The sequence below is a fragment of the Mycolicibacillus koreensis genome (assembly GCF_002104795.1).
Taxonomy (GTDB): Bacteria; Actinomycetota; Actinomycetes; order Mycobacteriales; family Mycobacteriaceae; genus Mycobacterium; species Mycobacterium koreense.
In genome coordinates, this window is record NZ_NCXO01000010.1 from 57,902 (window position 1) to 82,427 (window position 24,526).

Annotated in this window: 24 protein-coding genes; 12 read left to right on the forward strand and 12 right to left on the reverse strand. The window is 70.1% G+C overall.

Annotation, left to right across the window (positions count from 1 at the left end; genetic code table 11):
• Window positions 1-14: 14 nt before the first annotated feature.
• Both B8W67_RS06795 and B8W67_RS06800 read right to left on the reverse strand, forming a co-directional pair.
• The gene (locus B8W67_RS06795; protein WP_069391319.1) at window positions 15-515 is read right to left on the reverse strand and encodes a DUF2771 domain-containing protein; all 501 of its coding nucleotides are present in this window, start codon (window positions 513-515) and stop codon (window positions 15-17) included.
• Entirely contained in the window at window positions 512-2,104 is a 1,593-nt protein-coding gene (locus tag B8W67_RS06800; RefSeq protein WP_069391320.1) for an MFS transporter, read from the reverse strand. The genes B8W67_RS06795 and B8W67_RS06800 overlap by 4 nt, the downstream gene beginning before the upstream one ends.
• Window positions 2,105-2,280: 176 nt before the next feature.
• Here B8W67_RS06800 and B8W67_RS06805 point away from each other — a divergent pair, with 176 nt between their 5' ends.
• On the forward strand, window positions 2,281-3,207 hold the full coding sequence (locus B8W67_RS06805; protein WP_085303099.1) for a DUF3027 domain-containing protein: 927 nt from the start codon (window positions 2,281-2,283) through the stop codon (window positions 3,205-3,207).
• On the opposite strand, the gene B8W67_RS06810 is transcribed toward B8W67_RS06805, so the two are convergent.
• Complete coding sequence (locus tag B8W67_RS06810; protein WP_069391322.1) at window positions 3,204-3,659, reverse strand: SRPBCC family protein; 456 nt, start codon at window positions 3,657-3,659, stop codon at window positions 3,204-3,206. The two genes, B8W67_RS06805 and B8W67_RS06810, sit on opposite strands and share 4 nt — an antisense overlap.
• Before the next feature lie 53 nt (window positions 3,660-3,712).
• The gene (locus tag B8W67_RS06815) at window positions 3,713-3,955 is read right to left on the reverse strand and encodes a DUF2530 domain-containing protein (protein WP_085303141.1); all 243 of its coding nucleotides are present in this window, start codon (window positions 3,953-3,955) and stop codon (window positions 3,713-3,715) included.
• A gap of 60 nt (window positions 3,956-4,015) precedes the next feature.
• On the opposite strand from B8W67_RS06815, the gene B8W67_RS06820 reads away from it, so the two are divergent.
• A complete protein-coding gene (locus tag B8W67_RS06820) occupies window positions 4,016-4,837 on the forward strand; it encodes a TrmH family RNA methyltransferase (RefSeq protein WP_085303100.1) in 822 nt (273 codons plus the stop codon).
• Window positions 4,834-5,118, forward strand: coding sequence for a DUF2537 domain-containing protein (locus tag B8W67_RS06825; RefSeq protein WP_069391324.1), 285 nt, complete (start codon window positions 4,834-4,836; stop codon window positions 5,116-5,118). The genes B8W67_RS06820 and B8W67_RS06825 overlap by 4 nt, the downstream gene beginning before the upstream one ends.
• Here the strand turns inward: B8W67_RS06825 and sepH are convergent.
• Window positions 5,115-5,939, reverse strand: a complete 825-nt coding sequence (gene sepH, locus B8W67_RS06830) for a septation protein SepH (RefSeq protein ID WP_085303101.1) — start codon at window positions 5,937-5,939, stop codon at window positions 5,115-5,117. The two genes, B8W67_RS06825 and sepH, sit on opposite strands and share 4 nt — an antisense overlap.
• Window positions 5,940-6,042: 103 nt before the next feature.
• Window positions 6,043-7,161, reverse strand: coding sequence for a phosphoserine transaminase (serC, locus tag B8W67_RS06835; protein ID WP_085303143.1), 1,119 nt, complete (start codon window positions 7,159-7,161; stop codon window positions 6,043-6,045).
• A 213-nt stretch (window positions 7,162-7,374) separates the two neighbouring features.
• Here serC and B8W67_RS06840 point away from each other — a divergent pair, with 213 nt between their 5' ends.
• Both B8W67_RS06840 and B8W67_RS06845 read left to right on the forward strand, forming a co-directional pair.
• Window positions 7,375-8,403 carry an AurF N-oxygenase family protein gene (locus B8W67_RS06840; RefSeq protein WP_085303102.1) on the forward strand — a complete coding sequence of 343 codons (1,029 nt, stop codon included), beginning with the start codon at window positions 7,375-7,377 and terminating at the stop codon, window positions 8,401-8,403.
• A 47-nt stretch (window positions 8,404-8,450) separates the two neighbouring features.
• Window positions 8,451-10,148: an FAD-dependent oxidoreductase gene (locus tag B8W67_RS06845; RefSeq protein WP_085303103.1), complete on the forward strand. Its 1,698-nt coding sequence runs from the start codon at window positions 8,451-8,453 to the stop codon at window positions 10,146-10,148.
• Between the two features lie 9 nt (window positions 10,149-10,157).
• Here the strand turns inward: B8W67_RS06845 and B8W67_RS06850 are convergent, their stop codons facing one another.
• Window positions 10,158-11,276: a citrate synthase 2 gene (locus B8W67_RS06850; RefSeq protein WP_069391328.1), complete on the reverse strand. Its 1,119-nt coding sequence runs from the start codon at window positions 11,274-11,276 to the stop codon at window positions 10,158-10,160.
• Between the two features lie 75 nt (window positions 11,277-11,351).
• Between B8W67_RS06850 and pdxH the strand changes: the two genes are divergently transcribed.
• A complete protein-coding gene (pdxH, locus tag B8W67_RS06855) occupies window positions 11,352-11,963 on the forward strand; it encodes a pyridoxamine 5'-phosphate oxidase (protein WP_085303104.1) in 612 nt (203 codons plus the stop codon).
• A gap of 230 nt (window positions 11,964-12,193) precedes the next feature.
• Here pdxH and B8W67_RS20510 read toward each other — a convergent pair whose 3' ends face one another.
• The gene (locus tag B8W67_RS20510; protein ID WP_133056074.1) at window positions 12,194-12,709 is read right to left on the reverse strand and encodes a hypothetical protein; all 516 of its coding nucleotides are present in this window, start codon (window positions 12,707-12,709) and stop codon (window positions 12,194-12,196) included.
• 291 nt (window positions 12,710-13,000) lie between these two features.
• Window positions 13,001-13,150 (reverse strand): hypothetical protein, encoded by a 150-nt coding sequence (locus B8W67_RS21095; protein WP_197747570.1) that lies wholly within the window; start codon window positions 13,148-13,150, stop codon window positions 13,001-13,003.
• Window positions 13,151-13,403: 253 nt separating this feature from the next.
• Between B8W67_RS21095 and B8W67_RS06870 the strand changes: the two genes are divergently transcribed.
• On the forward strand, window positions 13,404-14,699 hold the full coding sequence (locus B8W67_RS06870) for a citrate synthase (RefSeq protein ID WP_069391330.1): 1,296 nt from the start codon (window positions 13,404-13,406) through the stop codon (window positions 14,697-14,699).
• A gap of 10 nt (window positions 14,700-14,709) precedes the next feature.
• Complete coding sequence (locus B8W67_RS06875) at window positions 14,710-15,081, forward strand: FKBP-type peptidyl-prolyl cis-trans isomerase (RefSeq protein ID WP_085303106.1); 372 nt, start codon at window positions 14,710-14,712, stop codon at window positions 15,079-15,081.
• Window positions 15,082-15,089: 8 nt separating this feature from the next.
• Here B8W67_RS06875 and B8W67_RS06880 read toward each other — a convergent pair whose 3' ends face one another.
• Entirely contained in the window at window positions 15,090-16,475 is a 1,386-nt protein-coding gene (locus B8W67_RS06880) for a sensor histidine kinase (protein ID WP_085303107.1), read from the reverse strand.
• A 10-nt stretch (window positions 16,476-16,485) separates the two neighbouring features.
• Window positions 16,486-17,187, reverse strand: a complete 702-nt coding sequence (locus B8W67_RS06885) for a response regulator transcription factor (RefSeq protein ID WP_069391333.1) — start codon at window positions 17,185-17,187, stop codon at window positions 16,486-16,488.
• A 79-nt stretch (window positions 17,188-17,266) separates the two neighbouring features.
• Here B8W67_RS06885 and B8W67_RS06890 point away from each other — a divergent pair, with 79 nt between their 5' ends.
• Both B8W67_RS06890 and B8W67_RS06895 read left to right on the forward strand, forming a co-directional pair.
• A complete protein-coding gene (locus tag B8W67_RS06890) occupies window positions 17,267-19,216 on the forward strand; it encodes an ABC transporter ATP-binding protein (RefSeq protein ID WP_085303108.1) in 1,950 nt (649 codons plus the stop codon).
• Window positions 19,213-21,033 (forward strand): ABC transporter ATP-binding protein, encoded by a 1,821-nt coding sequence (locus B8W67_RS06895; RefSeq protein ID WP_085303110.1) that lies wholly within the window; start codon window positions 19,213-19,215, stop codon window positions 21,031-21,033. Before B8W67_RS06890 ends, B8W67_RS06895 begins: the two co-directional genes overlap by 4 nt.
• A gap of 116 nt (window positions 21,034-21,149) precedes the next feature.
• On the opposite strand, the gene B8W67_RS06900 is transcribed toward B8W67_RS06895, so the two are convergent.
• Window positions 21,150-22,625, reverse strand: coding sequence for a carboxyl transferase domain-containing protein (locus B8W67_RS06900; RefSeq protein WP_085303112.1), 1,476 nt, complete (start codon window positions 22,623-22,625; stop codon window positions 21,150-21,152).
• 57 nt (window positions 22,626-22,682) lie between these two features.
• Here B8W67_RS06900 and B8W67_RS06905 point away from each other — a divergent pair, with 57 nt between their 5' ends.
• Complete coding sequence (locus B8W67_RS06905; RefSeq protein WP_085303113.1) at window positions 22,683-23,414, forward strand: enoyl-CoA hydratase; 732 nt, start codon at window positions 22,683-22,685, stop codon at window positions 23,412-23,414.
• A gap of 5 nt (window positions 23,415-23,419) precedes the next feature.
• Window positions 23,420-24,526, forward strand: a complete 1,107-nt coding sequence (locus B8W67_RS06910) for an MBL fold metallo-hydrolase (protein ID WP_109561725.1) — start codon at window positions 23,420-23,422, stop codon at window positions 24,524-24,526.

The following is a 24,526-nucleotide window of genomic DNA, read 5'->3' on the forward strand; positions in this document are numbered from 1 at the left end:
CGGCCCGGGCGCGCTCAGGGGGCCGGCGTCGGCGGCCAGATCATCGCCACCGACCACTCGGCGTGGGCGGCGCTGGCCAACTCTCCGTCGGGCAGGGTGACCATGGTGAGCAACTGGACCGCGACGCCGTTGAGCTGTCCCAGGTGCGGATCGACGGTGGGGATCGTCACCGCCAGGCGGGTGCCGGCCAGGAACGTCCGAGCGGTGTCACCGTCGTCGTAGACCATCAGCAGCCGCCAGGGCGCATCGCCGATCGCCGCGGGCACCGCCAGCTGCACCGGGTCGCGTTCGGTGACCGGCAACTCGCCTTGATCTTCGGGGGTCCGGCAATCGGTGAGGTCGAGCACGTTGCAGGTGAAATACGGACCCACCCGCACCAGATGCCGGTTGGAGTAGGCGCTGATCTGCGGCGGCTGGGCCTCACGGTGGTGCGCCACCAGCCACGCCCCCACCCCGGCGCCGGCCGACGCCAGCACCGTCAGCACCACGACCACCACGGCCAGGCTGCGTCTCATCGCGGGATCACCACCGTCGGGTCGTTGTAGCGGCCGTGCTCCTGCTCGACCCGGACCGGACGGTTACCGCCCAGCCCGGGGATCAGCGTATCGCCGTTGAAACTGATCACCGTCTGGGCAAGCCCCACGATCAGCACCGCGCCGATCACTGCGAAGCCGATCCACAACTCGGTGTAGACCAACACACCGACCGCGCCGCCGAGCACCCACGACAGTTGCAGCGTGGACTCCGAACGGCCGAACGCCGAGGCCCGTGACTCCTCGGGCAGATCGTCTTGCAGTGCCGCATCCAGGGCGGCCTTGCCGATCGCACTGGCTCCCGACGTCGCCAGCGCCGCCACCGTCACCATCATCAGGGTTCCGGCCACCGCCGAGGCCAACGCTGCCGCGGTCACCGTCATCGCGCAGCGCACCACCAGCACCGACGGACGGCCCAGCTGGAGGCGGGCGCTGGTGAAGTTCCCGGCGAAATTCCCGATCGCCGCGGCCCCGCCGACCAGCCCGAGCATCGCCAGCTGCTCCCAGCCGCCGGCGTCGTGGGATTTGACCACGAACGCCGGGTAGAGGAACAAGAACCCGACCATCACCTTGATCGTGCAGTTGCCCCACAGGGAGGTCATGATGTTGCCGCCCAACGGCTGGGTCAGCGCCCCACCGGCCTGGCGGGCGTGCTCGCGCCAGCCGCGGCGCAGCGGACCGTCGTCGTGGTAGCTCAACGTGGCCGGCACCTCCCCGGCGGTGACCTCCACCCAGCTGGGGATGCGCATCGACAGCACCGCGCCGATCACCGCCGCCGCGATCACGACGAACAGGGCGCCCGGCAGATGCAGCAGCCGGGTCATCGCGTACTCCACCCCGGCCGCCACGCCGCCGCCGACCAGGGTTCCGCCGAGGAGCCCGAACGTGGTCAGCCGGGAGTTGACCCGGACCAGATCGATGCTCGGCGGCATCACCCGCGGGGTCACCGCGCTGCGCAGCACCGAGAACGATTTCGACAGCACCATCATCGCCAGCGCACACGGGTAGAGCACCCATGACGGATAACTGCCGGCCAGCCCGTCGTAATTGAGGATCAGCACCGTCGCCAACAGGATCCGCAGGCCGAACGACGCGGCCAGCGCGACCCGGCGGCCGTGCTGCAGCCGGTCGAGCGCGGGACCGATCAGCGGCGCGACCACCGCGAACGGCGCAATCGTGATCAGCAGATACAGCGCGACCCGGCCCTTGGACTCCCCGGTGGCCGCCGCGAAGAACAACGTGTTCGCCAACGCCACGGCCATCGCGGCGTCCACCGCGAAATTGGCGACGACCGGCCAGGTCAGCGCGGTCAGGCCGGATTTGTCGGCGCCGTCGGCGGTGGCGGCCCGCTGAACCAGGTCATACATCCGTGAGCCCATCTCGCGGCTGCGCTGGGCGGCGGCTCGGGTGACGGTGACCCGGTCCCCGGAGCGGTCCGATTCGCCCTGCGGGTCGGGCGCGTCGGGGCCGGTGTGGTCCTGCAACGGCGGCAGGTAGCGATTCGCGCTCGGCGGACCGGCCGGCGCCCGGCGCGCCGCCCTGGGCGGCGGATCGCTGGGGTAGTGCGCCATCCCGGGGTGTTGACGTGCCGTTTCCGGTGCCCGCCGACGGTGCGGCGGGATCGGTCCCCGCGGCGGGGGCGGCGGTCTCCGTCCAGGCATGGATCGATTCTCTCTCATCGCCGCGTCGGGGCGCGGCAGCAGACGGGTGTGGCTGGCCGATCGGCTTTACGGCAGTATGTGGGGCGATGGACAGCATTTTCCGCACCACCGGGCAGGTGTCGGCGTCGGACGACGCCGACGCGGCCCTGTCGACGCTGCTGACCGGTGCCGTGGAGACAGCACGGTCCGCCGTCGCCGAACACAGCGGCGCCGAGACGGTGGGGGACTACCTCGGGGTCGCCGTCGAGGATGCCGTGTCGGCCACCCACCGCTTCGTGGCGCAACTGCCCGGCTACCGCGGATGGCAGTGGGCGGTGGTTGTCGCCGGATATCCCGGTGCCGAGCACGTCACCGTCAGCGAGGTGGTGCTGGTTCCGGGTCCGACAGCGTTGCTGGCGCCGGAATGGGTGCCCTGGGAGCAGCGGGTGCGCCCCGGGGATTTAGGCCCCGGCGACCTGTTGGCGGCGCCGTCGGACGACCCGCGGTTGGTGCCCGGGTACTGCGCCAGCGGCGATCCCGAGCTCGACGAGGTGGCCGGGGAGATCGGGCTGGGACGACGCCAGGTGTTGAGCCGGTGGGGCCGGGAGATGGCCGCCGAACGCTGGCACGAGGGCGACTTCGGTCCGGATTCGACGATGGCGCGCTCCACCAAACGGCTCTGCCGCACCTGCGGGTTCTTCGTGCCGCTGGCCGGTTCGCTGGGCCGGATGTTCGGTGTGTGCGCCAACGAGATGTCCGCCGACGGCCGGGTGGTGGATTTCCGCTACGGGTGCGGGGCGCACTCCGACACCCCCGCGCCGGCGGGCACCGGGTCGCCGCGTTACGAGCCCTACGACGACGGGGTGCTCGACGTCGCCGACAACCCCGTGCCGGAGGCCGAGCTGGCATCGGAGGCCGAGCCGGCGGCCGACGCCGAGCCGGTGATCACCGAGCCCCCGGAGGCCGAGCCGGTACCGGAGGCCGAGCCCCCGGTCGCCGGCACCGACGGCCCGGAGCCGCCGTCCGCCGATTAGGCGGATTCGGCGGCGGCTTTGATCGCGGCCAGCGACGCGTCCATGCCGTCGAGCAACTCCTTCTCGAAGCTGTCCGGCCCGCCCATGAACGCCTTCACCGTCATCTCCGAGATCGGCTTGACCCCGTCCTCGGCGTGGCGACTCTCGGTCAGCCGGGTGCCGGCGGCGGTGGGCTCCAACTCGTAGCTCCACAGCGTGCCGTTGGTGTTCACCCGAAACGCCAGCTTCTTCTCGGGGATCACCTCGGTGATGGTGCAGGTCGTCGGCCAGACCATGAGGCCGCGACGGTTGATGTTCACCGTGCGCGCCCCGGCGCGCAACGGCCCGAACACCTTCATCTTGCGGGTCTGCGGGCTCCACTGCGGCATCCGGTTGAGGTCGGAGACCAGCGCCCACACCGTGGCGGCCGGGGCGTTGATGTCGATATGGGTTTGCAGAAGCGGTGCTGCCATGGTTCTCCTCGGGGTCGTGGACCGCGGTGCACGGTCACAGGGCGGTAATCGGGTTAACGGTGCAGTCCGGTCTGTGCGCCGCGGGCACCGCGGCGCATCGCGGCGCGCTGCCACACGAAGATCGCGGTACCCAGCAGCCCCACCGCCAGCCCCGCCACGGTCAGCGGCCGCCACGACTGCAGCGCCGGGATCAGGAACGCCGCCACCGTCGCGATCAACCAACCGGCCGCGCCGACAGCGATCACCGGCCACGGTTCGGTGAGCGCGGCAGGCAACGGCGGCGGCGAGTCGGACATCATGAGTCAACATAGCCGAGCGCCAACTGGCCGGGGCGGGCGGTGAAGTAGGGTCGCGCCGTGGGTGAGATCGCCGTCGTCGATATCGACGATCCCGCCGATCCCCGCGTCGACGATTTCCGTGACCTCAACAGCATCGACCGGCGTCCGGACCTGCCCAGCGGCAAAGGGCTGGTGATCGCCGAAGGGGTGCTGGTGGTGCAGCGGATGCTGGCCTCGCGGTTCACCCCGCTGGCGCTGTTGGGAACCGACCGTCGGCTCGCGGAGTTACGCGTCGACCTGCGCGACTGCGCCGCGCCGTACTACCGGGCCAGTGCGGAGGTGATGGCCGCGGTGGTGGGTTTTCATCTCAACCGGGGCGTGTTGGCCGCGGCGCGCCGAGTGCCGCCGAGCGACGTCGCCGCGACGATCGGCGCGGCACGCACGATCGCGGTGCTCGAAGGCGTCAACGACCACGAGAATCTCGGCTCGATCTTCCGCAACGCCGCCGGCCTCGACGTCGACGCGGTCGTCTTCGGTGCCGGGTGCGCCGATCCGCTGTATCGGCGGGCGGTGCGGGTCTCGATGGGACACGCGCTGTTGGTGCCCTATGCGCGGGCCCAGCAGTGGCCGACGGAGCTGGGCGTGCTGCGCGACCACGGCTTCCGGCTGCTGGCGATGACCCCCGGCGGCGAGGCGATGGCGCTGCCCGAGGCGATGGCCGCGGTGCGCACCGAGAAGGTGGCGATCCTGGTCGGCGCCGAGGGCCCGGGCCTGACCAGCGGGGTGCTGCGCGCGGCCGACCTGCGGGTGCGGATCCCGATGTCGCGCGGCACCGATTCGCTCAACGTGGCCACGGCGGCGGCCCTGGCGTTCTACGAGCGGGCGCGGTGCGCGTCATGACCGGTCGCCGCGCACCCACGCCGTGGGCGCTGGGGTTGACCGTGGCGGGATTCACCGCGGCGGTGGCCGCCACCACGATCGTGGTGCTCAGCCTGGGGCTGGCCCGGGTGCAGCCGCTGTTGGCGATCGGGCTGAACCTGGTGGCGGTCGGCGGTCTCGCCCCGACCCTGTGGGGGTGGCGCACCACCCCGGTGCTGCGGTGGCTGGCGCTGGGGGTCGGTGTGGGCGTGCCGGCGGCCTGGCTGGCGGTGGCCGTTGTGGCCGCGACGGGAATCGGTTAGCGGCTACCGCTGGAGCGCACCCCGAGCAGGACGTCCTCCCAGGCCGGCACCTGCGGCTTGCCGCGGCGGGTCCGGGGCGTCGACGCGGCCGGCTCGACGTGTTCGGCAGGCGGCTCCGGGTGGCTCGTCGGCGCGGCGGCCTCCGGCGGGGCCGCCGGTTCGGTGCGGGGCGCCTCCGGTTCGGACTCGTCGAAATTGAGCTGCGCCACCGGGGCCAGCGACCGCAGTGGGCGTTCGAAATCCGGGTCGACCAACTCGGTCGCGGTGTCGTCGAGGGCGCTGACCGTCCCGCCGTGGGCGCCGGGGACGAACCGGAAGTGCGCCACGTTGTCGGTGCGGCCGACCTTCCAGGCCAGCCGCACCGTCCAGCGGCCGTCCTCGTTGCGCCAGGCGTCCCAGCTGATGCCGTCGGTGCTCAGGCCCCGGTTGACGAAGGTCGCGGTGACGGTCTCCAGCAGCGTCAGCACCGCCGGGCCGTCGGCGAGTACGGGGTGGGCTGCGGTGGCCAGCTCGGCGGCCCGGGAGCGCTCCAACAGCACCGGGTGGGCGAACCGCTCGATGCGGGCGATGTCACCGCCGGTCGCGGCGGCCACCTGCTCGACGGAGGCGCCGGCGCGGATCCGGGCCTGAATGTCCTTGGGGCGCAGGCCGTGAGACACCTCGATTTCGATCTGGGTCTGGCCGACGCGTTCGCCGTCGCCGCGCAGCGCGGCGCGCAGCCGGTCGTCGATGCGCACCTTGAACTTCTCGGCGGGATCGTCGTACTCGCAGATGATGTGTCTGCCGTCGACGTCGAGTCCTAGGACCTTGAGTTCGCGCATCACATCTCCTCGCGCGGCTGCTGGTAGACCACGGCCTGTTTACCGAACTGTAATGCAGGAACGCGCCCAGGGGTGGGTGACACGCGGAGGGCCGGCGCAGCGGTCAGAGGCGCTCGACAACCCAGTCGACACACGCGGTGAGCGCCGAGACGTCGTCGGGGTCGACGGCCGGGAACATCGCCACCCGTAACTGGTTGCGGCCCAGCTTGCGGTACGGCTCGGTGTCGACGATGCCGTTGGCGCGCAGCACCGCGGCCACCGCCGCGGCGTCCACCTCGTCGGTGAAGTCGATGGTGCCCACCACCGCCGAGCGCAGCGCCGGGTCGGTGACGAACGGGGTGGTGAACGATCGCTCCTGCGCCCACCCGTACAGCCGGCTTGAGGAGTCCGCGGTGCGCCGCACCGCCCAATCGAGCCCGCCGTTGCCGTTGAGCCAGTCGAGCTGTTCGGCCAACATCACCAGCGTGGCGATCGCCGGGGTGTTGTAGGTCTGGTCCTTGAGGCTGTTCTCCACCGCGATCGGCAGCGACAAGAAGTCGGGCACCCACCGGCCGGACGCGGCGATCGCCTCGATGCGCGCCAGCGCGGCCGGGCTGAGGATGGCCAGCCACAGGCCCCCGTCGGCGGCGAAATTCTTCTGCGGCGCGAAGTAGTAGGCGTCGGTCTCGGCGACGTCGACCGCGAGGCCACCGGCACCGGAGGTGGCGTCGATGACGACCAGCGCATCACCGGAGTCGGCGGGCCGGTGCACCGGCACCGCCACCCCGGTCGAGGTCTCGTTGTGGGCCCAGGCCAGCACATCGACCGACGGGTCGGACTGCGGTGCCGGGGCGCTGCCCGGGTCGGCGCTGATGATCACCGGGTCGCCGACGAACGGGTTCTTTTTCACCGCGGAGGCGAACTTGGCGCTGAACTCGCCGTAGGTGAGGTGCAACGACCGCTGATCGATCAGCCCGAACGCGGCGGCATCCCAGAACGCCGTCGCGCCGCCGTTGCCCAACACGACCTGGTAGTCCTGCGGCACCGAGAAGAAATCCCGCAGACCCGACCGGACCCGGCCGACCAGGTTTTTCACCGGTGCCTGCCGGTGCGAGGTGCCGAACAGTGCGGCGGCGGAGCCGCTGATCGCCTGCAACTGTTCGGGGCGCACCTTCGATGGGCCCGACCCGAACCGTCCGTCGCGGGGCTTGATCGAGTCCGGGATCGTGAGCTGCTCAGCCATGGTGACCAGCGTAATGAGGCCGACCGTCCGGCCCCCCGGCGGGGCGGCCCGCGCCAGCCCCGCCGCCAACCCACCGTTGTGACACCGATCACACTTCGAATGCGGTCGGGCGCCGCGCACAGTGGCTGCAACGCTATGGTCATCATGCGATACCTGCGGTACCGTGTAGACAGAGAACGGTCCGATGTAAACCTCTGGGGAGGTCGCCGGGAAATGGCTGAAAAAACTGCTCGCACCAAGATGATCCGACGCTGGCGTCGCAACATGGACGTCAAGGATGACATCGCCTACGTGCAGAAGCTGCAGACCCTGTCGGAAGGGTCGGTGCGGCGCAACTTCAACCCCTACATCGACATCGACTGGGATTCGCCGGAGTTCACCGTCACCGAGAACGACCCGCGCTGGGTGCTGCCGGCCACCGACCCGCTGGGTAAACACCCCTGGTATCAGGCGCAGTCGCTGGAGCGGCAGATCGAGATCGGCATGTGGCGCCAGGCCAACGTCGCCAAGGTCGGCCTGCACTTCGAGTCGATCCTGATCCGCGGGCTGATGGAGTACGCCTTCTGGCTGCCCAACGGCTCACCGGAGTACCGCTACTGCCTGCACGAGGCGATCGAAGAGGGCAACCACACCCTGATGTTCCAGGAGATGGTCAACCACATCGGCGCCGACGTGCCCGGCATGCCCCGGCTGCTCAAATGGGTGCAGCCGCTGATCCCGCTGGCCGCCGGGCCGGCGCCGATCCCGTTCTGGTTCGGGATCCTGGCCGGTGAGGAGCCGATCGACCACACCCAGAAGGCCATTCTGCGCGAGGGCAAGACGCTGCACCCGATCATGGAGAAGGTGATGGCCATCCACGTGGCCGAGGAGGCCCGACACATCTCGTTCGCGCACGAATACCTGGCCAAGCGGGTGCCGCACCTGCGTCGGCGCAAGCGGTTCTGGCTGTCGCTGTTCGTTCCGCTGACGATGCGGATCCTGTGTTCGGCGATCATGGTGCCGCCGCGGGCGTTCTGGAAGGAATTCGACATCCCGCGATCGGTGCGCAAGGAGATCTTCTTCGGCGCCCCGGAGTCGCGCCAGATGCTGCGTGACATGTTCGGAGATGTGCGGATGCTCTGCCACGACACCGGGCTGATGAACCCGGTCGCCAAGTTGATGTGGCGGATCTGCAAGGTCGACGGCCCGCCGTCGCGCTACCGTGCCGAGCCGCAGCGCGCACACCTCGCCCCGGTCGCCTAGCGCCGGCGCCGCCGCGTCCCCGACTGCGTTAACGGAAGAACCGATACATGCCCCATGTCATCGGACAGTCGTGCTGCAACGACACGTCCTGTGTGTTCGCCTGCCCGGTCTACTGCATCCACCCCTCGCCGGACGAACCCGATTTCGCCACCGCCGAGATGCTCTACATCGACCCGGAGGCATGTGTGGACTGCGGGGCGTGTGTGCGCGCCTGCCCGGTCGACGCGATCTCCCCGGACAGCCTGCTGCCGGAGAATCAGCTGCCGTTCCTCGCGGTCAACGCCTCCTACTACCCCGAGCGTGAGCCCGGCACGAAGCTGCCGCCCACCTCGAAGCTGGCGCCGATCATGCCGGCCCCGGAGCTGCGCCGCGGGCCGTTGAGCGTGGCGATCGTCGGGTCCGGACCGGCGGCGATGTACGCGGCCGACGAGTTGCTCACCCAGCCGCGGGTGCGGGTGAGCATGTTCGAGAAGCTGCCCACCCCCTACGGGCTGGTGCGCGCCGGGGTCGCCCCGGACCATCAGAGCACCAAGCGGATCACCCGGCTGTTCGACCAGATCACCCGCCGCGACGGGTTCTCCTTCTATCTCAACGTCGAGGTCGGTAAACACATCGGCCACCACGAGCTGCTGGCCCACCACCACGCGGTCATCTACGCCTCCGGCGCGCCCAACGACCGTCGTCTCGACATCGAGGGCATGGGGCTGCCCGGCACCGGCACCGCCACCGAACTGGTGGCCTGGATCAACGGCCACCCCGACTTCGTCGACCTGCCGGTGGATCTCAGCCATGAGCGTGCGGTCATCATCGGCAACGGCAACGTCGCCCTCGACGTCGCGCGCGTGCTCACCCGCGACCCGGCGACGCTGGCGCGCACCGACATCTCCGATGCGGCGCTGGCGGCGCTGTCGGCGTCGAACATCAACGAGGTGGTGATCGCCGCCCGCCGTGGCCCCGCCCAGTCGGCGTTCACCCTGCCGGAGCTGATCGGGCTGACCGGGGTCGCCGACGTGGTCCTCGACACCGCGGACCATGAGCTGGTGCGCCGCGATCTGGCCGAGGTCACCGACCGGATGACCCGCAACAAGCTGGAGATCCTCACCAACCTGCCGGACGCGGCGGACGTGCCGCTGACCCAAGCCCGCCGGCCCCGGATCCGGTTCGCCTACCAGCGCACCCCGCGGCGGGTGATCGGTGACGGGCGCGCCACCGCCGTCGAGTTCGAAGTCACCGGCACCGACGAGCTGGTGACTCTCGACGCCGGGCTGGTGTTGACCTCGATCGGCTACCGGGGCAAACCGATTCGCGACCTGCCGTTTGATGAGGGCAGCGCGACCGTGCCCAACGACCACGGCCGGGTGGTGCACGCGGTCACCGGTGCGCGCATCCCCGGCGCCTACGTCGCCGGTTGGATCAAACGCGGACCCACCGGGTTCATCGGCACCAACAAGTCCTGCTCGATGCAGACCGTGCAGCAGTTGGTGGAGGATTTCAACGCCGAGCTGCTACCGGACCCGGTCGCCAAGGCCGGGGCTTTGGAGCGGCTGCTGCAGATCCGTCAACCCGACCTGATCGACGAGGCCGGATGGCAGGCCATCGACGCCGCCGAGATCGCCCGGGGGGCGGCCGCCGGGCGGCCCCGCGACAAGTTCACCTCGGTTCCCGAGATGGTGGCGGTGGCCGCCGCCGCACCCAAACCGACGTTGCGGCAACGGATCAGCGACAAGATCCACCAGTTGGTGTAGCGAGAGACGTCAGCTCGCGGCGACCTGCGCCCAGCCCGGCACCGACTCCAGGCTGCGCGGCTGCGGCCCGACATACACCGCCGACGGCCGCACCAGCTTGCCCAGCCGTTTCTGCTCGAGGATGTGCGCACACCAGCCGGCGGTGCGTCCGCAGGTGAACATCGCCGGCATCATCGCCGCCGGCACCTCGGCGAAGTCCAGGATCACCGCCGCCCAGAACTCCACGTTCGTCTCGATCGGCCGGTCCGGGCGACGCTCCCGCAGCTCGGCGAGCGCGGCCTGCTCCAAGGCTGCGGCCACCTCGTAGCGCGGCGCACCGAGACGCTGCGCGGTCGCCCGCAGCACCCGGGCGCGGGGATCCTCGGCGCGGTACACCCGATGCCCGAACCCCATCAGCTTCTCCCCGCGGTCGAGGATCGCGGCCACCACCCGTCGGGCGTCGCCGGTGTTCTCCACCTCGTCGATCATCGGCAGCACCCGCGCGGGGGCCCCGCCGTGCAACGGCCCGCTCATCGCCCCGACCGCCCCCGACAGGGCGGCGGCCACATCGGCGCCGGTGGAGGCGATCACCCGGGCGGTGAACGTGGAGGCGTTCATTCCGTGCTCGGCCGCCGAGACCCAGTAGGCGTCGATCGCTTCGACGTGGCGCGGGTCGGGCTCACCCTTCCAGCGGGTCATGAACCGGGAGGTGATCGTCGGGCAGCCGTCGAGGACCCGCTGCGGCACCGGGGGGCGGTGGATGCCGCGGGCGGACTGCGCCACATAGGACAACGCCATCACCGCGGCCCGGGCCAGCTGGTCGCGGGCGGTGTCGTCCTCGATGTCCAGCAGCGGGGCGTAGCCCCAGATCGGGGCCAGCATCGCCAGCCCGGCCTGCACGTCGACGCGGATGTCGCCGCTGTGGATGGGCAGCGGGAACGACTCGGCGGGCGGCAGGCCGCGGCCGAACTCGCCGTCGACCAGCAGCGCCCACACGTCGCCGAAGGTGACGCGGCGGCCCACCAGATCCTCGATGTCCACACCGCGGTAGCGCAGCGCGCCGCCGTCCTTGTCCGGTTCGGCGATTTCGGTGGTGAACGCCACCACACCCTCGAGACCGGTGACGAAGTTCTCCGGGACCACAGTCATGGTCTGATTCTCGCATCATCGGCCGCCGCGGAAACCACCGGCCGGACCCGGTTACCGGGGAGTAGCCTGAGCGCGATGAGCACCGAGCGTGACGCCAGTGCCGACCTCGATGTCGGCTGGCTGGCAGAGGGTTGGGTGGCGCTGTTGCGCACCTGGTTGGCCGAGGCGCACGCCGCGGGACTCGCCGAGCCCGACGCGATGGTGCTGGCCACCGTCGCCGCCGGTCGGCCGGTGACCCGCTCGGTGCTGTGCCGCGGCATCGACGAGGCCGGTGTCAGGTTCTTCACCCACTACGGCTCCGCGAAGGGTGAGCAACTGGCGGCCACCCCGCAGGCGTCGGTGACGTTCCCCTGGTACGGGCTGGGCCGGCAGGTCCACGTGCGCGGCGCGGTGCACCCGGTGGATCGGTCGGTCAGCGAAGCCTACTGGGCGAAGAGACCGCGCGGCTCGCAGTTGGGCGCCTGGGCGTCGGCGCAATCGCAGCCGATCGCCTCACGCGCGGCGTTGCTGGCCCAACTCGACGAGGTGAGTGCCCGGTTTGCCGACACCGAGGCGATCCCGCTGCCCCCGGGCTGGGGCGGCTACTGCATCGCCGCCGACGAGGTGGAGTTCTGGCAGGGCCGGGAGAACCGGGTGCACAACCGCATCCGGGTGACCGGCGGCCGGGTGGAGCGGCTGCAGCCATAGGGCGGGCACGTGGTGCGACGGGGCGGGCCGCCGCTCGCGACCGTTGCGAAGGCGTGCCCACGCGTCAGGACGCCACTGTGCGTCCTGTCCTCCGTTCCATCTGCCCTGCATCCCCGGTCGCGTCCCTCGGTGCCCAGTGCTCCCCCGCGATCGACGTCTCGGTGCGAAAGTTCAAGTGGCGTGCGCAGAACGTCGATCGGGGTGACCGGTCGGCGTCACCAGATGAGAGGTCAGCACATCAGGTTGATGTAGAGGCGCGTTTCGGGTTGGTTGACACCGAGAGCGGCAATTGTCTTGTCGTCCGACGGACCGCGACTCCAGTCGATATGACTGCTATCTGCGGGGTCGGTACGCAACACCTCGCTGGCAAAATCGGAATCCTCCCAATATTGGTTGACCCACTGTTCCGGAATGCCGGGAGAAAACGCTGGGACGTCGGAACCATTCCGGAATTCCTCGAGGTCCGAACTCGGCAAGTCGACGATCAGCTCGATCGAGGTGTCCTGGAAAGCGCGGAAACCCTCAAGAGACACAACTTTTGCCGATGACGGGAAGTGGAGACGACCGCAACGCTCTGCGTCGGTCAGATCCCAGGTGTGGGAACACGATGCTGAGCTCCACAGCAGCAGCGTGCCTACGGTGAGCGCGGTAGCTGAGCGAATAATTCGGCAGCGCAGAAATGCGTCAAGTTGTCGAGAACACAGCGTCCGGATGGTATCTCGATAACTACGCGGGATGATGACCACTGCCTTCCTGAGGTTTAGGATAATCGGGAGATAATTGCCCTTGGAATCGTATCGCTAGCCGGGTAATTCGCCAGCCGGAGCTGTGAATTCACGAACAACAGATTCGCCTCGGACTCGGAAGCTACGTGCCGGGCTGATGTAGACGTTGCCGATCGCGTCGACCGCCACTCCCCCCGGCGCGAGCGGGTAGGGAAACGGCACCGCTGTCGGGCCGTTAGCGCCGGGCGCTAATTTCCATACGCGATCGGCGTCGGCGGCGTAGACGTTGCCGACCGCATCGACTGCGATGCCCTAGGGCGCCTCGGTGAGCGAACCGAACGGCAGCCGCTGCGGAACCGGCTGAGGAGGCGACGGAACGGTTGTGGTGGTCTCGGCGCCCGGCGTCGGCTTGCCGCCGAGTGCGACCAATCCGATCACCCCGGTCGCCGTGAGTGCAGCCACCGCGATGGCGACAGCCCTGAGCCGGGAACGCCGGGAGCGCTTCGGTGCCACCGACACCGGCGAACTCGTAGCACCGCCGAGCGTCGCGCCGCCGAAGTGGGCAGGTCAACCATGACTCGAGACCGTATCCGGTGCGCTGCGGGCCCGGCACCGGAGGCCCGCGGTTTTCTGTCCGACCCGATTCGCGGGCACCGGGGTTAAGCGACTACCGTTCTGGAGGGCAGTCCCAGTCTCACAGCGCGAAGGGGTTCTTGTGGCCGCAACCGACGACACCGCCAGCCTGCGTTATCCGGGCGGCGACGTCGACCTCGACGTCGTGCATGCCACCGAGGGCGCCGATGGGATCGCTCTGGGTTCACTGCTGGCCAAGACCGGCTACACCGCCTTCGACCGGGGCTTCGTCAACACCGCCTCCACCAAGAGTGCGATCACCTACATCGACGGCGAGGCGGGGATCCTGCGCTACCGCGGCTACCCGATCGAGGTGCTGGCGGAGAAGTCGACGTTCATCGAGGTCAGCTACCTGCTGATCTACGGTGAGTTGCCCACCAAGGAACAACTGGACAGCTTCACCCACCGGATCCAGCGGCACACCCTGCTGCACGAGGACCTCAAACTGTTCTTCAACGGCTTCCCGCGCGAAGCCCACCCGATGCCGGTGCTGTCCAGCGCGGTCAACGCGTTGAGCGCCTACTACCCGGACTCGTTGGACCCGATGGACACCGAGCAGGTGGAGCTGTCGACGATCCGGCTGCTGGCCAAGCTGCCCACCATCGCCGCCTACGCCTACAAGAAGTCCGAGGGCCAGCCGTTCCTCTACCCGGAGAATTCGCTGACGCTGGTGGAGAACTTCCTGCGGATGACGTTCGGGCTGCCGGTGGAGGACTACCACCCCGACCCCGAGGTGGTCCGCGCCCTGGACATGCTGTTCATCCTGCACGCCGACCACGAGCAAAACTGCTCCACCTCGACGGTGCGACTGGTCGGATCGTCGCAGGCCAACCTGTTCACCTCGATCTCCGGGGGCATCAATGCGCTGTGGGGCCCGCTGCACGGCGGCGCCAACCAGTCGGTGCTGGAGATGCTCGAGGGCATCCGGCAGCAGGGCGGCGACGTCAAGGAGTTCGTCCGCAAGGTCAAAAACCGCGAGGACGGCGTGAAGCTGATGGGCTTCGGCCACCGGGTGTACAAGAACTACGACCCGCGCGCGCGGATCGTCAAGGAGCAGGCCGACAAGATCCTGGGCAAGCTCGGCGGCGACGACGACCTGCTGGCCATCGGCAAGGCACTCGAAGAGGTCGCGCTGACCGACGACTACTTCATCGAACGCAAGCTCTACCCCAACGTGGACTTCTACACCGGGGTGATCTACCGGGCGATGGGCTTCCCGACCCGGATGTTCACCGTGCTGTTCGCGCTGGGCCGACTGCCTGGCTGGATCGCGCACTGGCGGGAGATGCACGACGAGGGCGACTCGAAGATCGGCCGGCCGCGCCAGGTCTACACCGGCTACACCGAACGCGACTACGTCACGATCGACGCCCGGTAGCGTCACGGCGATGAGCGCACAGTCAGACAAACCCGAGATCGATTTCCCGGCCGGACCGGCCCCGGCCGAGCTGGTCATCACCGACCTGGTGGTCGGGGACGGCGCCGAGGCCACCCCCGGCGGCACCGTCGAGGTGCACTACGTCGGTGTCGAATACGACACCGGGGAGGAATTCGACAGTTCCTGGAACCGCGGGCAGACCATCGAGTTTCCGCTCAACGGCTTGATTCAGGGCTGGCAGGACGGGATTCCGGGCATGAAGGTCGGCGGCCGTCGCCAACTGGTGATCCCTCCCGAGCAGGCGTACGGGCCGGCCGGTGCCGGGCACCGGCTGTCGGGCAAGACGCTGATCTTCGTCATCGACCTGATCGGCGCACGCTAAGCCGCACCTCAGCGCGGCGGGGGCAGTCGCAGCGCCAGCCGCGCCCCACCGAGCGGGCTGTCCTCCAATGTCGCGGTCCCGCCGTGTAATCCGGCCTGCTGGGCAACCAGCGCCAGGCCCAGCCCGGACCCGGAACGCGACGCGGTCGACCCGCGGGAGAACCGTTCGAACACCATCTGGCGTTCGTCGTCGGGAAGGCCCGAACCGTTGTCGTCGACGGTGATCTCGACTCCCGCCCGTGAACTCACCGCCGACAACTGCACCCGGGTGGCGCCGCCGTGCTTGACCGCGTTGGCGATCGCGTTGTCGACCGCGAGACGCAGCCCGGCCGGCAGCCCGATGATGATGCAGGTCGGCGACGGGACCAGCGAGACCTCCAGTCCGGGGAAGATGCGGGTGGCGTCGTGGGCGGCGCGGTCGAGCAACTCGGTGATGTCCACCGGCACATGATCGTCGGCGGTGGACAGCTCGCCTTGGGCCAGCCGCTCCAGCGCCGATAGCGTCGCCTCGATGCGCGACTGGGTGCGGATCACGTCGCCGAGCACCTCGGCGCGCTGCTCGTCGGGCAGATCCAGCGTCGTCAGCACCTCCAGGTTGGTGCGCATCGCGGTCAGCGGGGTGCGCAACTCGTGGGAGGACACCGCGGCGAAATCCCGGGCCGAGGCCAGCGCCTCGCGGGTGCGGTCCTGCTCTTTCCAGATCCGGCCCAGCATCCCCTTGACCGCCTCGGCGATTTCGACGGCCTCGGTCGCCCCACGCACCTCCACGACGGGGTCGCGGTCGCCGCCGTCGATCAGCCGGGTCTGCTCGGCCAACCGCCGCAGCGGACGCACCGCGAGGGTGGCCAGCGCCCAGCCGAGCACGCTGGCCGCCCCGATCGCGAACGCGCAGATCAAGATGACCCGGCGGTGCAGGTTGGCGGTGTCGGCCAGGGTGGCGTCGTAGGTGGCGCCGACCGCCATGGTCATCGGCCCGGTCGTCGGCGCGGTTGCGGGCACATCGACGGTGCGCACCCGGTAGCGCACCCCGTCGACGACGGTGTCGGCGTAGCCGATCGGCAACTCCGGCAACGTGACCGCCGAATGGGAGGCGACGACGTGGTCGCGGCGCACGGTGATCACCACGTCCTCGTCCTTGGGGGAGCGCGGGATCTGGCCCAGCCCGCGCGGCAGGAACGGCATCGCGAACCCGGCCGCCTCATCGAGTCGGCGATCCAGCCGCTCTTTGCGGTCGTTGGTGATCCCGACCCAGACGATGGCGCCGACGATCAGCACCACGATGGCCGCGCCGAGCGCGGTGGCGAACGCCACCCGGGTGCGCAGCGACGGCGTCCGGGCGAAAACCCGCGACAGCACCCGCGGAGCGGACCGCGGACTCGACCGGGGGGCAGCCATGCTCAGCGCGTCACTGCATCCGCAGGACGAACCCCACGCCGCGCACGGTGTGCAGCAGCCGCGGCGCGCCGCCGGCCTCCAGTTTGCGGCGCAGGTAGCCGATGAACACGTCGACGACGTTGGTGTCGGCGGCGAAGTCGTAGCCCCACACCAGCTCCAGCAGCTGCGCGCGCGAGAGCACCGCGGTCTTGTGTTCGGCCAGCACCGCCAGCAGATCGAACTCGCGTTTGGTCAGATCCACGTCCACCCCGTTGACCCTGGCACGCCGGCCGGGGATGTCGACCTCCAGCGGGCCGACGGTGATGGTCTCCGAGGAGGAACTGGCCGCCGAGCCCCGCCGGCGCAGCAGCGCCTTGACCCGCGCCACCAGCTCCTTGAGCTCGAACGGCTTGACCAGGTAGTCGTCGGCGCCGGCTTCCAGCCCGGCGATGCGGTCATCGACCGAGCTGCGCGCGGAGAGCACACAGACCGGCACGTCGTTGTCCATCGCCCGCAGCGCGGTGACCACGCTGACCCCGTCGAGCACCGGCATGTTGATGTCGAGCACGATCGCGTCCGGGCGGTTCTCGGTGGCGCTGCGCAGCGCCTCGGCGCCGTCGCGGGCGGTGGACACCTCGAACTGGAAGAGCCGCAGGCCACGCTCCAACGACGCCAACACGTCGTCGTCGTCGTCGACAACCAGCACTCGGGGGGTGTTCCCTGCAGCATCCATAGCGCCTATCTTGCCTGATTGCCGAGTGTTACCGCGGAGTGCAACGCGGTGTGGTGGCAGGATCGACAACCTAGAGATCATGGTGGATGAGGCGAGGGGACCGCAGCCGGCGATCGCTGCCGCGCCGGCGCGACAGCGCCCCGTATCGGATCTGGTGCGGCTGCTGCCCTACCTGATGCCCTACCGGGCGCGTTGGCTGACCACCGTGGCCGTCGCGGTCACCAGTCTCGCCGCCACCGTGGGCATCCCGCTGTTGACCAAGGCCGTCATCGACGGGCCGATCAGCCACCAGGATCAGCGCGGCCTGTGGATCGTCGGCGCGGCGGCCACCGCGGTCGGCGTCCTCGAGGCGGTGCTGTGGTTCTTCCGCCGGTGGCTGATCGCCCGGGCCACCATGGGCGTCGAGGCCGACATCCGCAAAGACCTCTACGCGCGGCTGCAGATCCTGCCGATGGCGTTCCACGGCCGCTGGCAGTCCGGCCAACTGCTGTCCCGCATCATGAACGACCTCGGCACGATCCGGCGGTTCCTGTCGTTCGGGCTGATCTTCCTGGTGCTCAACGCGCTGCAGATCGTGGTGGTGACCGTGATCCTGCTGGTGCTGTACTGGCCGCTGGGGTTGCTGGTGGCGGTGTCGGTGGCGCCGGTGGCGATGACCGTGCGGCATTTCCAGAAGCTCTACACCCGGCTGTCGCGGCGCGCCCAGGACCAGGCCGGCCACGTCGCCACCCACGTCGAGGAGGCCGCGCTCGGGGTTCGGGTGGTGCGCTCGTTCGGGCGGGAGGACTACGTGTTCGACCGGTTCGACACCGAGGCGCGCAGGCTCTATGACGCCGAGATCGGCAAGGTCGTCGCCAAAGCCAAGTTCTGGACGCTGCTGGAGGTCATCCCGAACCTGACCCTGATCGTGGTGCTCGGGGTGGGCGCCTACGCCGCCGGGCAGGGATCGGTCACCCTGGGCACCCTGGTCGCGTTCATCACGTTGATGCTCTCGATCGTGTGGCCGATCTCGTCGCTGGGGTTCCTGCTGTCGATGACCCAGGAGTCGATGACCGCCGCCAACCGGGTGGCCGAGATCTTCGACGCCCCCATCGAGATCACCGACGGCCCGCTGAACCGGGTGCCCTCCTCCGGATGCCTGGAACTCATCGACGTCGGGTTCGCCTTTCCCGGCGCGGACACCTGGGTGCTGCGCCACGTCAACCTCACCGTCGAACCCGGCGAGACACTGGCGCTGGTCGGGGCGACCGGATCGGGCAAATCGGTTCTGGTGGCGTTGCTGTCCCGGCTCTACGACGTCACCGAGGGCCAGATCCGCATCGACGGCGCCGACATCCGCGACCTGCCGGTCGCCGTCGTGCGCAAGGCGGTGGCCACCGCGTTCGAGGACCCCACCCTGTTCTCGATGTCGGTGGCCGAGAATCTGCGGTTGGGGCGCCCGGCCGACGACCCCGCCGACGACGCGGAGGTGGCCGCGGCGATCCGGGTGGCCGCCGCCGACTTCGTCGACGATCTGCCGTTCGGCGTGGACACCCGCATCGGGGAGCAGGGCATGAGCCTCTCCGGCGGCCAGCGCCAACGCCTGGCGCTGGCCCGCGCGCTGCTGGCCGCACCGCAGATCCTCGTGCTCGACGACACCCTGTCGGCCCTCGACGTGCACACCGAGGCGCGGGTCACCGCCGCGCTGCGCACCGTGCTCGGCGGGCAGTCCCCGGTGACCGGGGTGGTGATCGCCCGGCGTGCGTCCACCGTGCTGCTCGCCGACAAGGTGGCGCTGCTGCACGCCGACGGCGACCAGCCGGCGACGATCACCGCGGTCGGCAGCCACGCTGAGTTGCTGGCGAGGGTGCCGGACTACCGCTACCTGCTGGTCGCCGACGACGAACTCGACGACGGATGCGAACGGGAACCGGCCTGGTGCAGCGCCGAGCAGCGGGCGCGCCTGGACCGGGCCCAGTCCGAGCGCGACGCCACCGACGCCGCCTGCGTCGAGGACGAACTCACCGTCGTCGACGGCAGAACCCGATGAGCGATCAGTGGCGTGGCCGACTCGCCGAACCCGACGACACCGATTCGCCCATCGACGAGAGCGTGCCGCGCCGGCGGGAGGCGCGGACGCTGCTCGGTTCGCTGCTGTGGCCCCACCGCTGGCTGGTCGCGGGGTTGGCTGTGGTGGTGGTCGCCGAGAACGCGGCACGGCTGTCGGTGCCGGTGCTGGTGCGCCGCGGTATCGACGACGGCATCCCGCCGCTGATCGACGGGGGTCCGGCCACGGCGCTGATGACGGTGGTCGCGACGTTGGCGGGCGTGGTGGCGGTGCAGGCCGGCGCACGGTTGGTGTTCCTCAACGGCTCCGGGCGGATGGGTCAACGGGTGCTGCTGGAGGTGCGCCGTCGCGGGTTCGGCCACTTCCAGCGCCTCGACATCCCGTTCCACGACCGCTACACCTCCGGGCGTGTGGTCAGCCGGCTCACCAACGATGTCGATGCGATCCAGGATCTGTTGGAATCCGGGTTCGACAGCCTGATCACCGCGGTGCTCACCCTGGTCGGCACCGCGGTGTTGTTGATCAGCCTGGACTGGAAGCTGGGCTTGGTCTGTCTGATCGCGTTCCCGGTGCTGGTCGTGCTGATCGGCTGGTTCCGGTCGGAGTCGGCGAAAACCTACCGCGCGGTGCGCGAGGCCGCCGCCCTGGTGATCGTGCAGTTCGTCGAGACCATGACCGGCATCAAGGCGGTGCAGGCCTACCGGCGCGAACCCCGCAACCAGCAGCTCTTCGATGAGATCGCCGACCGCTACCGGGCGGTCAACGAGCGCACCTTCCGGCTGCTCGCGATCTTCATGCCGGGAGTGAAACTGGTCGGCAACCTCACCACCGGGGCGGTGCTGCTCTACGGCGGCTGGCTGGTGCTCGACGGGCAGATGACGATCGGCACCCTCACCGCGTTCCTGCTGTACCTGCGGATGTTCTTCGAGCCGATGCAGGAGATCAGCCAGTTCTTCAACCTGTTCCAGTCGGCGGCCTCGGCGCTGGAGAAGCTCGCCGGGGTGCTCGCCCAGCGCCCCGCGGTGACCGACCCGCGGAATCCGGTGCCGCTGGGCCGGGCCGAGGGCGCGGTGCGCTTCGAATCGGTGCGGTTCGGCTACCACCGCGACCGGCCGGTGCTGCCGGAATTGGACCTGGCGGTGCCCGCCGGGCAGACGGTCGCCCTGGTCGGGGCCACCGGTGCGGGCAAGACCACCTTGGCCAAGCTGATCGCCCGGTTTTACGACCCGATCGTCGGCGCGGTGCGCCTCGACGGTGTCGACCTGCGCGACCTGGCGCAGGCCGATCTGCGCCGCAACGTCGTGATGGTCACCCAGGAGAACTTCATGTTCGCGGGCACCGTGGCCGACAACATCCGCTTCGGGCGCCCTGAGGCCACCGACGCCGAGATCCGCCGCGCCGCCGAGGAGGTCGGCGCCGCGCGGTTCATCGCCGAGTTGCCCGAGGGCTTCGACACCGACGTGGCCACCCGCGGCGGGCGGCTTTCGGCCGGTCAACGCCAACTGGTGGCGTTTGCCCGGGCGTTTCTTGCCGACCCGGCGGTGCTCATCCTCGACGAGGCCACCTCGTCGTTGGACATCCCCAGCGAACGCCAGGTGCAGCGGGCGCTGCGCACCGTGCTGGCCGACCGCACCGCGCTGGTGATCGCCCACCGGCTGTCCACCGTCGAGATCGCCGACCGGGTGCTGGTGCTCGAGGATGGCCGAATCATCGAGGACGGCGCCCCTGTGGAGTTGATCGCCCGCCCCGGCGGCCGCTACGCCGCCTTGCACCGCGTGTGGGAGCAGTCGCTGGGCTGACGCGCCACACGTCGAGCCGCACGTTTTGGTGCGGTTACCCCTTGAACTCAAGGCCCTGAAATGCACGCAAACGTGAGTCTGGTGGTGTGGGCGCGAGTCGCGAGCCCGCCGCACGGCTACACCCCAGGCACCCCGATGCTCCGGTAGCGCTGCAGCCGCGCGTCCAAGCGCTCGTTGTCGGCGACGGTGCGCACGCTGTGCAACTCGGTGGCGATCACCCGCGACAGCCGTTTGATGAACTCGATCGGCTCGTCGGCGGCGTCGGGCTGTTCGGGCACGATCGTGTCGACGATCCCGGCGGCCGCCAACTCCGACGAGCGGATCCCCTGCGACGCGGCGAGCTGATCGGCGTGCTCGGTGTCGCGGTAGACGATGGCGCTGGCCCCCTCCGGCGGCAGCGGCGCCAACCACCCGTGCCGGGCGGCCACCACCCGGTCGGCGGGCACCATCGCCAGCGCGGGCCCGCCGTTACCCTGCCCGAGCAGCACCGACACGGTCGGCACCGGCAGGGTCACCAAGTCGGCCAGACAGCGGGCGATCTCCCCGGCCAGCCCGTCCTGCTCGGCCTCCGGGGAGAGTGCCGGGCCGGGAGTGTCGATCACCAACAGCAACGGCAGCCGCAGCCCGGCCGCCAGCGCCATCCCGCGGCGGGCCTCCCGCAGCGCGGCCGGCCCGGTCATGCCGCCGACCCGTCGCTGACCCAGGACCACGGCCGGCTGCCCGCCGAACCGGGCCAACGCCAGCAGCATGGCCGCGGCCTCCGACGTTCCGGTCGCCGACAGCACCACCCGCTCGGTGGCGCCGTGGCGCAGCAGCATCCCCGCGCCCGGACGGCCGGGACGCCGCGAGGCGAGCACCGACTCCCAGGCCGGCACCGGTGCGGGCGGCTCGTCGGGCATCGGCGCCGGGGCCGGAGCCGGGGGATCGATGAGCACCTTCAACGCTCGCCGCAGGGTGCGCCGCAACCATTTCAGCGGCACCACCCCGTCGATCACGCCGTGGCGTTGTAGGTTCTCGGCGGTCTGCACCCCGGCCGGGAACGGCTCACCGTAGAGCTGCTCGTAGACCCGCGGGCCCAAGAACCCGATCAGCGCACCCGGCTGGGCGATCGTGACATGCCCCAGCGACCCCCACGACGCGAACACCCCGCCGGTCGTCGGGTGCCGCAGGTACACCAGGTACGGCAGGTGCGCGCGTTTGTGCAGTTCGACCGCGGCGGTGATCTTGACCATCTGCAGGAACGCCACCGTGCCCTCCTGCATCCGCGTGCCGCCGGAACTCGGCGACGCCAGCAGCGGCAGACGCTGGGCGGTGGCCCGTTGCACCGCGGTGGTGATGCGCTCGGCAGCGGCCACCCCGATCGAGCCGGCCAAGAACCCGAACTCGCAGACGATGACCGCCACCCGCCGGCCGTGCACCCGCCCCTCCCCGGTGATCACCGCCTCGTCCAGGCCGGTCGCCGTGCGTGCCTCGGCGAGCGCGGCGCGGTAGTCGTCGTCCTCGTCGACCGTCAGCGGGGCGGTGTCCCAACTGCGGAACGAACCGGCGTCGAGCACCGCGTCAACCAAGTCCAGGGCACCGATCCGATCCATAACCTGACCCTAATAAGCTTGGGCAATTACCGTCGGTATGAGGAGGAGCGGCGCTTGATGATTGGTGTGACCCGCGATGGCAACGTCACCACGCTGGAACTGCAGCGGCCGGAACGGCGCAACGCGCTGAACTCCGAACTCGTCGACGGGTTGCGGGAGGCCGTGACCGCCGCCGCCGCCGATGACGTCCGAGCGATCGTGCTCACCGGGCAGGGCACCGTGTTCTGCGCCGGGGCGGACCTGTCCGGCGACGCGTTCGCCGCCGACTACCCGGACAAACTGATCGCGTTGCACCAGTCCATCAACACCGCTCCGATGCCGGTCGTCGCCGCGATCAACGGGCCGGCGATCGGTGCGGGCCTGCAACTGGCCATGGTCTGCGACCTGCGGGTGGTGGCCCCGGATGCCTTCTTCCAGTTCCCTGTCGCCAAATACGGTTTGGCCCTGGACAACTGGAGTATCCGGCGACTGGTGTCGCTGGTGGGCCACGGGCGTGCGCGCGCGATGATGCTGACCGCGGAACGCCTCGGCGCACAGGAGGCGTTGCAGACCGGGATGGCCAACCGGCTCGGCGACCTCGCCGACGCGCAGCAGTGGGCCCAGGAGATCGCCGGGCTCGCACCACTGGCGCTGCGCCATGCCAAACGGGTGCTCAACGACGACGGCGCCTATGAAGACCAATCGCCGGTGCACAAGGAGCTGTTCGACAAGGCCTGGGCCAGCCAGGACGTGATCGAGGCGCAGGTCGCCCGGGTGGAGAAACGACCACCGAAATTCCAGGGCGCCTGATCGCCATGCTGCGTACCGCGCTGCGTCTGACCGCCGGAACCGCCACGTTGGCGGCCGGCGGTTGGATGATGCGGGCGTTGCACGGCGCTCCGGAGGCTCTCGGCGCCGGACCGGCCGAGATCCGGCGGGTCGCCCAGGGCTCCCCGAATTTCGTGGACGGGGCGTTCACCAACCCCGACGACGACACCGGTTTCGACATGGGGCTCCAACAGCAGTGGATGGTGCTGCGGGAACTGGTCGGCGGGCGAGGCGTCGGACGGCCCGCCGCGCCGATCCCGCTGGTCGAGCCGTCGGTCGACGGCACCGAGGGGCTGGCCGGTACCTGGTTCGGGCACTCGTCGGTGCTGATCGAGATCGACGGCTACCGGGTGCTCGCCGACCCGGTGTGGAGCCGGCGCTGCTCCCCGTCGGACAGCGTCGGCCCGGAACGGCTGCACCCCCCGCCGGCGGCGCTGGATACCCTGCCGGCGATCGACGCGGTCGTGATCAGCCACGACCACTACGATCACCTCGACATCGACGCGGTCATCGAGTTGGGGCGCACCCAGCGTGCACCGTTCGTCGTTCCGCTCGGGGTGGGGGCGCACCTGCGCCGCTGGGGTGTGCCCGAGCACCGGGTGGTGGAACTGGACTGGGGCCAGGCGCACCGGATCGCCAACCTGACGGTGGCGTGCACCCCCGCCCGGCACTTCTCCGGACGGTTCGTCACCCGCAACACCACGCTCTGGTCGTCCTGGGCGCTCATCGGTGAGCGACACCGCGTGTTCTTCGGCGGCGACAGCGGCTATACCCGGTCCTTCGCCGACATCGGAAGCGAGTATGGCCCGTTCGACCTGACGCTGCTGCCGATCGGCGCCTACCACCGGGCCTGGCCCGACATCCACATGACCCCGGAGGAGGCGGTACGGGCGCACCGCGACCTCACCGACGCCGGAATGCTCATGCCGATCCACTGGGGCACGTTCCGGCTGGCCCCGCACCCGTGGGCCGAACCGGTGGAACGGCTGCTCGCCGCGGCCGATGCCGACGGGACCACCGTCGCGGTGCCCCGCCCGGGGGGCCGCGTAGCGCCCACCGCCGAGGGGCACCTCGATCCGTGGTGGCGGTTGTAG